Here is a 12,282-nt window from a genome sequence, read left to right as displayed (position 1 = left end):
GACATCACCCGCGAGCGGCCGCCGCACGCGGCCGGCGCCCCGCGCCGCCGCTCGCGCTCGGACCGCTTCACGTCACGACCCGAGCTCGACGCGTCGGCGCCGGACCTCGGGCGCCCGGACCTGGGTCAGGCGTTCGCGGAGGTCGCGGCCCCCGCGTTCGACCTGCCGGTGCCGGAGCCGCGCTGGTCCGGGGTGGAGGACGACCTGCCCCGCCTGCAGGTGCCGCCGCTCGAGCCGCCGCGCCTGCGCACGCCGCCGGCGGACCCGCTGGAGCCGGGCTGGACATCCGCGCCGCACGACCACGGCTACGACCCGCTGACGTCGCCCGTGCCGCCGCCGGAGCCGCTCGCGGCGCCCGGGCCGTGGTCGCCGCCGCCCGCCGCGAACGACGACGAGGTGGACCCGGACCTCGTCGCGCTGGCCGGCACGCTGGTGCACCCGACGACGATCGTGTGGTCGCGTCCGCGCCGCCGCCAGCACTTCGAAGCCGTGCTGCACCAGGACGGCGCCATCCAGCTCGCCGACGGCTCCCGCTACTGGCACCCCGACCACGCGGCGTCCGCGGCCTCGGGCTCGCCCACCGCCGACGGGTGGAGCGTGTGGCGCCTCGGCGCCGAGGGCCCCACGCTCCTGGACGCCTTCCGGCACCGCTTCGCCTGAGCCAGGGAGCGCCCACGACGCAGCCGGGGTCAGGGCAGGACGACGATCTTGCCGGTCTGCTCGCCGGCGGCGAGGCGGGCCAGCCCCTCGCCGACCCGCGCGAGCGGCACGACGGAGTCGATGACGGGTCGCACGCCGGTACGGGCGACGAAGCGGGCCAGCGCGGCCAGGTCGTCGCGCGACCCCATCGTCACGCCCTGGACCCGGATCTCGTTGAAGAAGACGCGCGTGAGCTCGGCCGGCGGGGCGTCGCCCGAGGTCGCGCCGCAGACGACGATCGTGCCGCCCGGCCGCACGGAACGCACCGAGTGCGCCCAGGTGGCCTGGCCGACGGACTCGATCACCGCGTCCACGCGGGCGGGCACGCGGGCGCCCGTCTCGACGGCGTGCGCGGCGCCCAGCTCCAGCACCCGCTCGCGCCGCTCCGCGGAGCGCGACGTCGCCGTCACCTCCAGGCCGGCCGCGGCGCCCAGCACGATCGCGGCGGAGGCGACGCCGCCGCCCGCGCCCTGCACGAGCACCCGGTCGCCGGGGGCGAGGCCGGCCGCGCCGAACAGCATCCGGTAGGCGGTGAGCCAGGCGGTGGGGAGGCACGCGGCCTCCTCGAACGACAGGTCGTCGGGGAGGGGCACCAGGTTGTGGATCGGCACCGCGACGTACTCCGCCAGCGTGCCGGGGTAGTGCTCCGAGAGCAGCGTGCGGCGCTCGGTCGGCCCGACGCCGTGCCCGTCGGCGCCGATCACGCCGTGCAGCAGCACCGGCGTGCCGTCCGCGGCGGTGCCCGCGGCGTCGGTGCCCAGGATCATCGGGAGCTGCTCGGGCCGCAGGCCGACCCCGCGCAGCGACCACAGGTCGTGGTGGTTGAGCGTCGCGGCGCGCACGCGCACCGTGGTCCAGTTCTCCCGGGGCTCCGGCTCGGGCCGCTCACCCACCTCGAGGCCGTCGAGCGGGGAGTCGGGCGAGAACCTGGCGACGGTGGCGGCGAGCATGCGTCCAACCTACTGGTGCCCGCCCCGCGGGTGCGGACCTGCGGGATGAGCGTGCCTGGAGGCAGGGCGCGGGGATGCTCTAGGTTGTCGGCCATGCCTACCGGTGGGGTCGAGGAAGAGCTGGCCGCGGCGCGCGCGGCCGTCGTCGAGCACGCGCAGCAGTCGGCGCGTCGTCAGGTCGCGGGCCGGGAGCTCGCCGCGGCGGAGGAGGCACTGGCGTCCGCGCGGGCCTCGCTCGCGGACGAGACGGCCGACGTCGCGCGGCTGGAGTCCCTGAGCCTCGTGCGGGTGTGGGCGGGTCTGCGCGGCGACCGCGCGCAGCGGATCGACGCCGAGCGCGCCGAGCAGCAGGCCGCCGAGTACGTGGCGGCGACGGCGCAGGCGCGCCGGGACGCCGCGGAGCGCGAGCTGCGCGCCGTCGACGCCGGGCTGGCCGCGCTCGGCGACGTGCAGGCCCGGTGGCACGCCGCGCTCGCGGCGAAGGAGCAGTGGGTGCGCGGCGCCGGCGGCCCGGGGGCGGCCGAGCTGGCCGCGGTGGCCGAGCAGGTGGGCGGGTGGCGTGCCCAGCAGGTCGAGGTCGGTCAGGCGGAGGTGGCCGCCGAGCGGGCGGCGCAGGCGCTGGCCGCGGCGGCGGACGAGCTGCGCAGCGCCGACGGCTGGTCCACGTACGACACGTTCTTCGACGGCGGCATGCTCGCGAGCATGGTCAAGCACGACAAGATGGACCGCGCCGCGGGCCTGCTCCGCGAGGCGGACGTCGCGCTGCGCCACCTCACCGTCGAGCTCGGCGACCTCGGCGAGCAGGGCGTCGGCGGGGTCGGCGTCGACGGCCTCACCCGCACGCTCGACGTCTGGTTCGACAACATCTTCACCGACTGGTCGGTGCGGAACCGGATCGCCGAGGCGCGCGACCGGGTCGCGGCGGCGGGCCGCGCCGTCCACGGGGTGCGGCAGCGCCTCGCCGAGCGGTCCGCGGCCGTCGACGCCGAGCTCGCGGCGCTCGCCGCGCGCCGCGAGTCGCTGCTGGTCGGATGACCGTCAGGGCGCGCCGACGTCGAACATCCAGGCGATGCCGTACCGGTCGGTGACCTGGCCGTAGAAGTCGCCCCAGGGCGCCTTGTCGAACGGCATCGCGTCCGTGCCGCCCTCGGCCAGCTTCGCGTACGCGCTCGCGACGTAGTCGTAGTCCTCCGGCCCGCCGGTCAGCGCGACCGTGACGCCGCTGGTGGGCGCGACGTAGGGCATCATCGTGCCGGTGTCCGCGGCCATGAGGGTGAGGCCGGACGGCGTCTCGAGCTGGCCGTGCATCACGAGGTCCTTGTCGGACTCCTCGATCGGCATGCCGGAGTCCGCGGGCATGTCGCCGAACCGGCTGATGTCGAGCTCGCCGCCGAGCACCGACCGGTAGAACTCGAGGGCCTCGGCGGCCTGATTCTTGAAGCTGAGATACGGGTTGAGCCGGACCATGGGTCGCCTCCAGCAGCGTTGCGTGGGAGTGGGTGTCGGAACGGGCCGGCCGCGGGCTCCGCGGCCGAGGTCCACGCTAGGCACGGCCTACGCCACCCGCACCGCGGTGGCGCGGGCCGCGCGGAGGTTCACCCGTCAGAGCATGTCCAGCGGCACGGGACCGCGCGGTGGCGGGAAGGCGGCGTCGAGCTCGGCGAGGTCCTCGGCGCCCAGGCGCAGGTCGCGCGCCGCGGCGTTCTCGCGCACGTGGGCGGCGGACCCGGACCGCGGGATCGCGACGACGCCCTCGCCCGCCAGGACCCACGCGAGCGCGACCTGCGCCGGCGTCGCGCCGTGCCGCCGGGCGACCTTCCGCAGCGCGGGGTCGCCGAGGATGCGTCCCTGCTCCACGGGCGAGTACGCCATGGTCGCGACGCCGCGCTCCCGGAGGAACGGGAGCAGGTCGTGCTCGGGGCCGCGGCGCGAGAGGTTGTAGAGCACCTGGTCGGTCTGGCACGCGCTGCCCAGCCCGCCGGCGACGCCCTCGAGCTTGCGCAGGTCGTCGACGTCGAGGTTGCTGACGCCCCAGCCGAGCACGTCACCCGCCTGCACCAGCGCGTCGAGCGCGGCCGCCGTCTCCGCCAGCGGCACGCCGCCGCGCCAGTGCAGCAGGTAGAGGTCGAGCCGGTCGGTGCCGAGCCGGCGCAGGCTGGCCCGGCACGCCTCCACCGTGCCGCGGGCGTCGGCGTTCCACGGGTAGACCTTGCTGACCAGCACGACGTCGTCACGACGACCCGCGACGGCCTCGCCCACCAGCTCCTCGGCCGCACCCTCGCCGTACATCTCGGCGGTGTCGACGAGGGTGAGCCCCAGGTCGAGGCCGGTGCGCAGCGCCTCGAGCTCCTCGGCGCGGCGGGACGGCGTCTCGCCGAGGTACCAGGTGCCCTGGCCCAGCGCCGGGACGGCGCGACCGTCGGGAAGCGTGACGGTGGTGCTCATACGCCGATCATGCCCCGGCCTCGTCCTCCTCGACGCTCGCCCCCGCGAGGAAGTCGGCGACGATCGGCCCGAGCTGGTCGAACTCGATGAGGAAGCCGTCGTGCCCGAAGTCGGACGTGACGATGCGCAGCGGCTCCGCCGCGGGCAGCCACGCCGCGATGCGGCTCGCCTGCTCCGGCGGGAACAGCCGGTCGGAGTCGACCGCCACGACCAGCGCGCGCGACGTGATCTGCGAGAGCGCCGACTCGACGCCGCCGCGGTCGCGACCCAGGTCGTGGCTCAGCATCGACTCGGTGAGCACCAGGTAGGAGTTGGCGTCGAACCGGCGGGCGAGCTTGTCCCCGTGGTGGTCGAGGTAGGACTGCACGGCGTACCGCCCGTCCGCCAGCGGGTCCTCGCCGCCCTGCGGCAGGCGACCGAACCGCACGTCGAGCTCCGCCGCCGTCCGGTAGGTGGTGTGCGCGATCTGCCGTGCGATGGCCAGCCCGGTGTCCGGCCCGTCGCCGTCGGGCGCGTCGTAGTAGTCGCCGGCGCGCCACCGCGGGTCGGCGCGGATGGCGCCGAGCTGCGGGTGCGCCCAGGCGATCTGGTCGCCCGACGTCTGCGCCGTCGTCGCGATGGCGGCGATGCCGTCCACCGCGATCCCGGCCTCGGGGCCGAGCAGCGCCCACTCCAGCACCCGCAGCCCGCCCATCGACGCCCCGACGACCAGCGACCAGCGCTCGACGCCGAGCTGCCGGGCCAGCTCGATCTCCGCGGCGACCTGGTCGCGCGTGGTGATCCGGGGGAAGCGGGCGCCCCACGGCCGGCCGTCCGGTGCGGGCGACGCCGGGCCCGTGGTGCCCTGGCAGCCGCCCAGCACGTTGGGCGCGACGACGAAGTACCGGTCGGTGTCGATGGGGGCGCCGGGGCCGATCATGTCGGCCCACCAGCCGGCGGTCGGTTGCCCCGGCCCGGCGGGGCCGGTGACGTGCGCGTCGCCGGTCAGCGCGTGCAGCACGAGGACGGCGTTGGAGCCGTCGGGGGCGAGCTCGCCCCACGTCTCGTACGCCACCCGCACGTCGGGCAGCACGCCGCCCGCCTCGAGCTCGACGGCGCCGACGTCGGCGAACCTCCGGTCGGCGACGGGGTCGCCGTCGCGCCACGCGCCGGTGGCGGGCACGGGCGGCTTGACCTGCGCCCGGGAGACCGGGTCCGGCGCTGTCGGGCGGACCGTCGGGGCGGTGCCCGAGCGGCGCCCGCCCACCGACGGCACGGTGGCGGCGACGCCGCCCTCGCACCGCCCGGAGGGGCCGGGCACCGCCGTCACGCGGCGGCCTCGTCGTCGGACGCCGAGCCGTCCGACGCGCCCGCGACGACCTCCGCCGCCGCGGCGAAGCCGAGCTCGAGGTCGGCGAGGATGTCCTGGATCCCCTCGAGGCCGACGGCGAGCCGCACCAGGGCCGGCGTCACGCCGGACTGCGCCTGTGCCTCCGGGGTGAGCTGCGAGTGCGTGGTCGACGCCGGGTGGATCACCAGGGAGCGCACGTCGCCGATGTTCGCCACGTGCGAGTGCAGCTGCAGCGCCGAGACGAACGCCCGCCCGGCGGCGTTCGCCAGCTCCGGGTCGGCGACGTCGAGCTCGAACGCGATCACCGCGCCGGCGCCCTTCGGGGCGTACTTCCGGGCGTTCTCGTGCCATGGCGACGACGGCAGCCCGGCGTAGTGCACGAGGCGCACGTCGGCGCGCTCCTCGAGCCACTCGGCCACGTGCTGCGCGTTGGCGACGTGCCGCTCCACGCGCAGGGACAGCGTCTCGAGGCCCTGGGCGAGCAGGAAGGCGTTGAAGGGCGCGACGGCGGGCCCGAGGTCGCGCAGCAGCTGGACGCGCGCCTTGAGCACGAAGGCGAGGTTGGCGCCGAGGGCGGAGCCCACGCCGAGGTCGCGGGCGTAGACGAGCCCGTGGTAGCTCTCGTCCGGCTGGTTGAAGCCGGGGAAGCGCTCGGGCTGCGCGGCGTAGTCGAAGGTGCCGCCGTCGACGATGACGCCGCCGATGGCCGCGCCGTGGCCCCCGAGGTACTTCGTGGCCGAGTGCACGACGACGTCGGCGCCGTGCTCGATCGGGCGCACCAGGTACGGGGTGGCGATCGTGTTGTCCACGATGAGCGGCACGCCGACCTCGTGGGCGGCGTCCGCGACGGCGGCGATGTCCAGCACGTCGGCGCGCGGGTTGGGGATGGTCTCGGCGAAGAACGCCTTCGTCGTCGGCCGGGCCGCTGCGCGCCACGACTCGGGGTCGTGCGGGTCGTCGACGAACGTGGTCTCGATGCCCAGCCTGGGCAGCGTGTGCCGCAGCAGGTTGTACGTGCCGCCGTACAGGCTGGGGCTGGCGACGACGTGGTCGCCGGCCTGCGCGACGTTGAGGATCGCGAGCGTCTCGGCCGCCTGGCCGGACGCGACGAGCAGCGCGCCGACGCCGCCCTCCAGGTCCGCGATGCGCGCCTCGACGGCCTCCTGCGTGGGGTTGCCGATGCGCGTGTAGATGGGGCCGAGGTCGGCGAGCGCGAAGCGGTCGGCGGCGACGTCGGCGGTGGGGAACTCGAACGACGTGGTCTGGTAGATCGGCAGCGCGCGGGCCCCGGTGACGGGGTCCGGGGTCTGGCCGGCGTGGATCTGGCGGGTCTCGAAGGTCCAGCTGGAGGTCATGGCGTGCTCCTGGGGCTCGGGCTCGGTCGGCGGTGATCGGGCCGCGGCGGGAACCAGGAGGCCTGCGCGTCTGGCGGGCCGCGGCGGTCGGCTGCGCACGCGGAGCGGATGGCTGGGTCGACGGGCGGCCGCAGGCAGGCGAACGTGCGCGGTGGTCAGCGGCACATTCGACGGGACATGCGGACGACCGTAGCCCGGCGGCGGAGCACGCGACACCCATGTCTCACCATTCGGGACCAGAATATGGACGGCGTGTCGCCTTGCGGAGCGCGTCGCGATCGCACTCTCGGGTGGCGGTCCTGCTCGCCCGGGGCGAGTCTGGGCGAGGTTGCCCGGAGCGGGCCTTCCGGTGCGTCGGCCCAGGAAGGAGCAGGACATGCCTCGGACTCGCCGTGCCGCACGGGTCGCGTCGTGGGCCGTCGCCGCGCTGATCGGCGGCGCTCCCGTGGCCGCCGGGGGCGTCGCGTGGGCGGAGCCGCCGTCCGACGACGACGTCGCGGCCGCGCACGCCGCGGCGGACGCCGCCGCGCTCGACGTGGCCGGAGCGCAGGCGCGGCTGGACGCGATCCGCGCCGAGCTCTCCCGTGCCGAGGCCGCCGTCCAGACCGCCGCGGAGGACTACGCCGAGGCGCGTGAGGCGCTCGCCGCGGCGACGCGCGAGACCGCCGAGGCGCGCGAGCGGGCCGACCGTGCCCAGCGCGCCGAGGAGGCCGCCCGCGGCACGCTGGCCGAGGCGTACCGCACCACGGCGCGCGCGAACGCGAACGGGCTCGGACCGCTCGACGTCGTCGCCGGGGCGCGCGACGTGGGGGACGTGGTGTCGACCGAGGCCGCGCAGCGCGCCGTGGACCGGAAGGTCGCCGGCGCCCTCGCGCACCAGGCGGACGTGCGCTCCGCGGCGCGCAACGCCGACGCCCGCTGGCTGGCCGCCCGCGTCGCGCAGCAGGAGGCCGGCGCGGTGGCCGAGGCGGCGTTCGCCGCCGCGCAGCGCACGGCCGACGACCTCACCGCCCGCACCTCAGCCGCCGAGGACGAGCGCGACCGCCTGTTCGCGCGGCTCGCGGACCTGCGCAGCACCAGCGTCGAGCTCGAGCGCCAGCGCGAGGCCGACCGCCAGGAGCGGGCCGCCGCCGCGCGCGAGGCTGCCGCGCGGGAGCGGGCCGAGGACGCCGCGCCGTCGACCGCCCCGCCGGGCGCGTCCGACGCGGCGGGGGACCGGGGGGACGACGCCGACCCGCAGGCCGCCGCCGGGCCCGGCCGGCCGCGGTCCGGCGGCGCGGGCGACGGTGCGGGGGCCGACGCCGAGCGCGTCGCCGAGCCCGACCCGCAGCCGACCCGCACCCGCGAGCCCGCCCCCGACCCGGCGCCGAGGCCCGACCCGAAGCCGGACCCGAGGCCCGACCCGCCGCCGGTCAGCGGCGTCGGCCAGGGCAGCGCCGCGCAGGGTCGTGAGGCGCTGGCGTGGGCTCGCTCGAAGATCGGGACCCCGTACCAGTGGGGCGGCGAGGGCAACCCGGGCTACGACTGCTCGGGGCTGACCTCGGGGGCGTGGAACGCGGCGGGCGTGTGGATCACGCGCACGTCGCGGTCGCAGTACCTCTCCGTCGGCAAGGTCTCCTACGACCAGATGCGCCCCGGCGACCTCATCTTCTACGCCAACGACACCTCGGACCCGTCGACCATCCGGCACGTGGCGATCTACGCCGGCGGCGGCATGATGGTCGAGGCCCCGCGCCCCGGCATCCACGTCCGCGAGACCCCCGTCCGCTGGGACGAGGTCATGCCCTACGCCGGCCGCCCCTGACCGTTGTGGGTGGGCTCGTGGCCCGTTCTCGCGCCGAAAAAGGGCCACGATCGAACCCACAACAGTCGGAGGGGGCGACCTGGGTCGCGACGACCGGCGACCTGCGGGCGACGCGCGACGCCCGCGGCGTCCGCGACGCTGACGGGCATGACCTCACGCGCCCGCCCCGACCCGGCTCGTCCTCGCCGCCGCCTGCTGCGCCGTCGCGCTGCTCGCCGGCCTGCTGCCTCGTGGAGACGTGACCGTCAGGCCGGAGCCGGCCACCGCGACGAAGACCGACCCCGGCCCGTGGTCGAGCGGACGGCTCCGGGCGACGTCACGGCCGGACCAGCACCTTGGTGGCGCGGCGCTCGTCCATCGCGGCGTACGCCTCGGCGACGTCGGCGAGCGGCAGCTCCAGGTCGAAGACCTTGCCGGGCGCGATCGCGCCGGACAGGACCTGGGGCAGCAGCGTCTCCATGTAGCGGCGGGCGGACGCCATGCCGCCGCCGATGGTGACGTTGCGGTCGAACAGGCGCCGCACGCTCAGCTCCGGACCCCCGTTCGGGACCCCGACGAAGCCGACGCGGCCGCCGCCGCGCACCACGTCGAGCGCGGTGTCCATCGACTGCTTGGTGCCGACGCACTCCAGCGCCGCGTCCGCGAGATCGCCGCCGAGCAGGTCGCGCACGGCCGCGACGCCCTCCTCGCCGCGCTCGGCGACGACGTCGGTGGCACCGAGCTCGCGGGCGAGGGCCGCGCGGTCGGCGTGCCGGCTCATCGCGATCACGCGTTCCGCGCCGAGCAGCCGGGCCCCGATCACGCCCGAGAGGCCCACCGCGCCGTCGCCGACCACGACGACGGTGTCACCCGCGGAGACGCCCGCGGAGAACGCGGCGTGGTACCCGGTCGACATGACGTCGGCGAGGCTGAGGAGGTGCGGCACGAGGCCCGCGGCCTCGAGCTCGGCCTCCGGCCGGCCCACGGGGAACAGCGAGTGCTGCGCGAGGGGGATGCGCACGCGCTCGCCCTGGGCGCCGTCGACCGGGTTGCCCCAGCGGTCGGTGGAGCCGAAGCCCGTGACGAGGTCGCACGCCGCCGGGTAGCCCGCCCGGCAGGACTGGCACTCCCCGCAGCACATGGTGAACGGCAGGATCACGAAGTCGCCGACCTGCGCCGACGTGACGTCGGAGCCCAGCTCCTCGACCACGCCCACCAGCTCGTGACCGATGGGGCGCGGCCGCTTCACGGCCGTGACGCCGCGGTAGGGCCACAGGTCGGAGCCGCACACGCAGGCGGCGACGACGCGGACCACCGCGTCGCCGGGGGTGAGGATCTTCGGGTCCGGGCGGTCCTCGACGCGGACGTCGCGGGGCCCGTGGATGACGGCTGCACGCATGGGCACACGGTAGACGTCATCGGCGTGCGCCGGCGGCCGGGGGACGTCCGTCCACAGGTCACTGGCCGCCGAGCGCGCGTGCCGCTACCTTTCAGCCAACAACGAGAGAACGGGCTGCTCATGCTGCAACGGCACGGTCGTGGTCGTACGGCACGTCACGGCGCGTCCAGGTCACGGTGTCGGCACCAGGGGCGAGGCCGCAGGGGCGCGTGGACCTCACGTGGGCGAACCGTGGCAAGGTCGGGACGGCCAGAGTCGTCGACGGCAGGGCCTCCGTCCTGGTGAGCGGGACGGCGCTCCCGCCGCACAGCGCACGGACGCTCACGGCGACCTTCGTCCCCTCGAAGGCGACGGACGCGTCGGCGAGGCGCACCTGGAAGCAGCGCGTCAACAAGGCGAGGCCGAGCGTGCGGCTGACGATGCCGACGACGCGCTACCGGGTGAAGGCGAACCTCGGGAAGTCCGAGCCGGGCACGGTGCGGGTGCGCACCGCCGGGATGCCGGAGCGCGGCCGGCTGGTGCTGGAGACGCGCAGCCCGCGGGCGAAGAGCTCCGGCTGGCGCACGCGGTGGGCGACGGACTGGGCCCTGACGACCCGCGACCGGGGCGACCAGCGCGTCAAGATCCCGGCGAGGTACCTCCGGACCGCGGACGGGAGGCGGGGCAAGGTCTACCTGCGGTTCCGGTACGTGCCGTCGGACTCGGCGCACGTCGCGACGGTGGTGTCGCCGAGGGTGACGATCACGCGCTACTGACCGCGCTCGGGCGGTCCGCTCCCGTCGGGGGAGACCAGGGCGCGCACGACGGCGCGGGAGTACCGGGCGAGCGCGTCCTGGTCGACACGTCCGAGCAGCGTGCCGGGCACGACGCCGCGCATCACCGCGACGCCGAGCACCCAGGCGACCAGGAGCTCGGCGCGCACCTCGGGGTCGTCGCCGTCCAGCGCGCCCGCCAGGTCCCGGAGGTACGGCCCGCAGACCGCCGCCTGCAGCCGCGCCTCGCCGGTGGGCCGGCCGCCCGCGCGCAGCAGGGCCGCCACGGGCCGGGTGCCGTCGGGCGGGAACGCGAACATCGACATCAGGCGGTCCGCGAACTCCTCGGGAGCCAGACCGAGGAGGTCCTGCGGGTCCTCGTCGGCCGTCGCGGCCACGAAGAGCCCGTCCTTGGAGCCGAAGTACCGGAAGACGAGCGCGGCGTCGACGCCGGCGTCCCCCGCCACGGCGCGGACGCTCGTGCCGGCGTACCCGTGCTCCGCGAACCGGCGGCGGGCGGCGTCCAGCAGCCGGGCCCGCGTGGCCTCCTTGTCCCGTCGTACGACCATCCTCGGAGGCTAAGTCATCGCTCGTTGACTTGTCGATCGCGCGATTCCTACCGTCGTCGGCGAGCCGGGCAGAGGGTGCCCGGCCGGACCGAGGGAGCGGGCATGGGCAGGACGACGGTGGTGGCCGGCGGGACGGCGGGGCTGGGGCTGGGTATCGCGCTGGCCCGGCTCGAGGCGGGGGACGCGGTGACGGTCGTCGGCCGGGACGCGGGCCGGGGAGCGGCCTTCCTCGAGCGCGCCGCGGGCGTCGGGGCGCGCGGCCGCGCGAGCTTCGTCGCCGGCGACCTCACGACCGCCGCGGGGGCGTGGGCCGTCGTCGAACGGGTCCGGCAGCGGCACGAGGTCGTCGACGCCCTCGTCCTCACGGCCTACGCCCCGCAGCTGCGCCGCCGGGTCACCGTGGAGGGGGTCGAGGCGTCGCTCGCGCTGTACTACCTTGCGCGGCGGGTGCTGGGCGAGGGCCTGGGCCCGCAGCTCGACCGGGCGGCGCGCCCCGTGATCGTGAGCCTCAACGGCGTGGGTGTCGTCCACGGCCGGATCCGCTGGGACGACCTCATGCTCGAGGGCGGCTACGGCGTCGTCGAGGCCACCGCGCAGGGCGGGCGCGCCGCCGAGCTGCTCGCCGTCGCGCACGCCCACGCCACCCCGTCGCGCCGGGCGCGCTACGTCCTCGTGCACCCCGGGTTCACGCGGACCGCCGCCACCGGGCTGCCCTGGCCCGCGCGTGCCCTGTCCCGCGTGGCGGCCCTGGCCGCGCAGCCGGTGGCGCGGGCGATCCCGCCGGTCCTGCGCGTGATCGAGGACCCGCCCGTCGCGCCGCTCACCGCGATCGACCGCGGGCGCCCGGTCGACGTCGCGTCGTTCGCCGACGTCGCGGAGGCAGCCCGGCTGGAGGAGGCGATGGCGCCTTTCGTGGGAGCGGGCGCCGCGCGCTGAGCGACGCCCCCGCCGAGCACGAGCCGGCCTCACCGAGGACGACGGCGCCGCACCCGGGCGGGTG

At 76.6% G+C, this 12,282-nt stretch carries 11 protein-coding genes and 1 pseudogene; 5 read left to right on the top strand and 7 right to left on the bottom strand.

Annotated elements, in window-relative coordinates; genetic code table 11:
* Positions 1 to 660: pseudogene (locus ACFUVW_RS15020) on the top strand (hypothetical protein); the annotation flags it as partial.
* Positions 661 to 689: 29 nt separating this feature from the next.
* Here the strand turns inward: ACFUVW_RS15020 and ACFUVW_RS15015 are convergent.
* Complete coding sequence (locus tag ACFUVW_RS15015; protein ID WP_430572126.1) at positions 690 to 1,649, bottom strand: zinc-binding dehydrogenase; 960 nt, start codon at positions 1,647 to 1,649, stop codon at positions 690 to 692.
* A gap of 93 nt (positions 1,650 to 1,742) precedes the next feature.
* On the opposite strand from ACFUVW_RS15015, the gene ACFUVW_RS15010 reads away from it, so the two are divergent.
* Positions 1,743 to 2,684, top strand: a complete 942-nt coding sequence (locus ACFUVW_RS15010) for a hypothetical protein (protein WP_430572125.1) — start codon at positions 1,743 to 1,745, stop codon at positions 2,682 to 2,684.
* Positions 2,685 to 2,687: 3 nt separating this feature from the next.
* Here ACFUVW_RS15010 and ACFUVW_RS15005 read toward each other — a convergent pair whose 3' ends face one another.
* The 4 genes from ACFUVW_RS15005 to ACFUVW_RS14990 all read right to left on the bottom strand — a co-directional run bounded on the left by ACFUVW_RS15005 (position 2,688) and on the right by ACFUVW_RS14990 (position 6,779).
* The gene (locus ACFUVW_RS15005) at positions 2,688 to 3,116 is read right to left on the bottom strand and encodes a VOC family protein (protein WP_430572124.1); all 429 of its coding nucleotides are present in this window, start codon (positions 3,114 to 3,116) and stop codon (positions 2,688 to 2,690) included.
* A 135-nt stretch (positions 3,117 to 3,251) separates the two neighbouring features.
* Positions 3,252 to 4,094 carry an aldo/keto reductase gene (locus ACFUVW_RS15000; RefSeq protein WP_430572123.1) on the bottom strand — a complete coding sequence of 281 codons (843 nt, stop codon included), beginning with the start codon at positions 4,092 to 4,094 and terminating at the stop codon, positions 3,252 to 3,254.
* Between the two features lie 7 nt (positions 4,095 to 4,101).
* Positions 4,102 to 5,340 (bottom strand): homoserine O-acetyltransferase, encoded by a 1,239-nt coding sequence (locus ACFUVW_RS14995; protein ID WP_430572127.1) that lies wholly within the window; start codon positions 5,338 to 5,340, stop codon positions 4,102 to 4,104.
* 59 nt (positions 5,341 to 5,399) lie between these two features.
* Positions 5,400 to 6,779 (bottom strand): bifunctional o-acetylhomoserine/o-acetylserine sulfhydrylase, encoded by a 1,380-nt coding sequence (locus tag ACFUVW_RS14990; RefSeq protein WP_430572122.1) that lies wholly within the window; start codon positions 6,777 to 6,779, stop codon positions 5,400 to 5,402.
* A 376-nt stretch (positions 6,780 to 7,155) separates the two neighbouring features.
* On the opposite strand from ACFUVW_RS14990, the gene ACFUVW_RS14985 reads away from it, so the two are divergent.
* Complete coding sequence (locus tag ACFUVW_RS14985) at positions 7,156 to 8,583, top strand: C40 family peptidase (RefSeq protein ID WP_430572121.1); 1,428 nt, start codon at positions 7,156 to 7,158, stop codon at positions 8,581 to 8,583.
* A 316-nt stretch (positions 8,584 to 8,899) separates the two neighbouring features.
* Here ACFUVW_RS14985 and ACFUVW_RS14980 read toward each other — a convergent pair whose 3' ends face one another.
* Positions 8,900 to 9,961 (bottom strand): zinc-binding dehydrogenase, encoded by a 1,062-nt coding sequence (locus ACFUVW_RS14980; RefSeq protein ID WP_430572120.1) that lies wholly within the window; start codon positions 9,959 to 9,961, stop codon positions 8,900 to 8,902.
* A gap of 209 nt (positions 9,962 to 10,170) precedes the next feature.
* On the opposite strand from ACFUVW_RS14980, the gene ACFUVW_RS14975 reads away from it, so the two are divergent.
* A complete protein-coding gene (locus ACFUVW_RS14975; RefSeq protein ID WP_430572119.1) occupies positions 10,171 to 10,716 on the top strand; it encodes a hypothetical protein in 546 nt (181 codons plus the stop codon).
* On the opposite strand, the gene ACFUVW_RS14970 is transcribed toward ACFUVW_RS14975, so the two are convergent.
* Positions 10,710 to 11,282, bottom strand: coding sequence for a TetR/AcrR family transcriptional regulator (locus ACFUVW_RS14970; protein WP_430572118.1), 573 nt, complete (start codon positions 11,280 to 11,282; stop codon positions 10,710 to 10,712). The two genes, ACFUVW_RS14975 and ACFUVW_RS14970, sit on opposite strands and share 7 nt — an antisense overlap.
* Positions 11,283 to 11,384: 102 nt before the next feature.
* Here ACFUVW_RS14970 and ACFUVW_RS14965 point away from each other — a divergent pair, with 102 nt between their 5' ends.
* Complete coding sequence (locus ACFUVW_RS14965; protein WP_430572117.1) at positions 11,385 to 12,218, top strand: SDR family NAD(P)-dependent oxidoreductase; 834 nt, start codon at positions 11,385 to 11,387, stop codon at positions 12,216 to 12,218.
* Positions 12,219 to 12,282 lie beyond the last annotated feature (64 nt).

Origin of the sequence: Isoptericola sp. NPDC057391, assembly GCF_042668085.1 — a bacterium.
Classification (GTDB): domain Bacteria; phylum Actinomycetota; class Actinomycetes; order Actinomycetales; family Cellulomonadaceae; genus Isoptericola.
Note: the sequence above shows the minus strand (reverse complement) of the source record. Positions and strands in the feature narration are given on the sequence as shown.

Bases quoted from the DNA above. Each gene is read 5' to 3' on its own strand.
- ACFUVW_RS15015 (WP_430572126.1), bottom strand. From the start codon at position 1,649: ATGCTCGCCGCCACCGTCGCCAGGTTCTCGCCCGACTCCCCGCTCGAC.
- ACFUVW_RS14980 (WP_430572120.1), bottom strand. From the start codon at position 9,961: ATGCGTGCAGCCGTCATCCACGGGCCCCGCGACGTCCGCGTCGAGGAC.
- ACFUVW_RS14970 (WP_430572118.1), bottom strand. From the start codon at position 11,282: ATGGTCGTACGACGGGACAAGGAGGCCACGCGGGCCCGGCTGCTGGAC.
- ACFUVW_RS14985 (WP_430572121.1), top strand. From the start codon at position 7,156: ATGCCTCGGACTCGCCGTGCCGCACGGGTCGCGTCGTGGGCCGTCGCC.
- ACFUVW_RS15010 (WP_430572125.1), top strand. From the start codon at position 1,743: ATGCCTACCGGTGGGGTCGAGGAAGAGCTGGCCGCGGCGCGCGCGGCC.
- ACFUVW_RS15000 (WP_430572123.1), bottom strand. From the start codon at position 4,094: ATGAGCACCACCGTCACGCTTCCCGACGGTCGCGCCGTCCCGGCGCTG.
- ACFUVW_RS14990 (WP_430572122.1), bottom strand. From the start codon at position 6,779: ATGACCTCCAGCTGGACCTTCGAGACCCGCCAGATCCACGCCGGCCAG.
- ACFUVW_RS15005 (WP_430572124.1), bottom strand. From the start codon at position 3,116: ATGGTCCGGCTCAACCCGTATCTCAGCTTCAAGAATCAGGCCGCCGAG.
- ACFUVW_RS14965 (WP_430572117.1), top strand. From the start codon at position 11,385: ATGGGCAGGACGACGGTGGTGGCCGGCGGGACGGCGGGGCTGGGGCTG.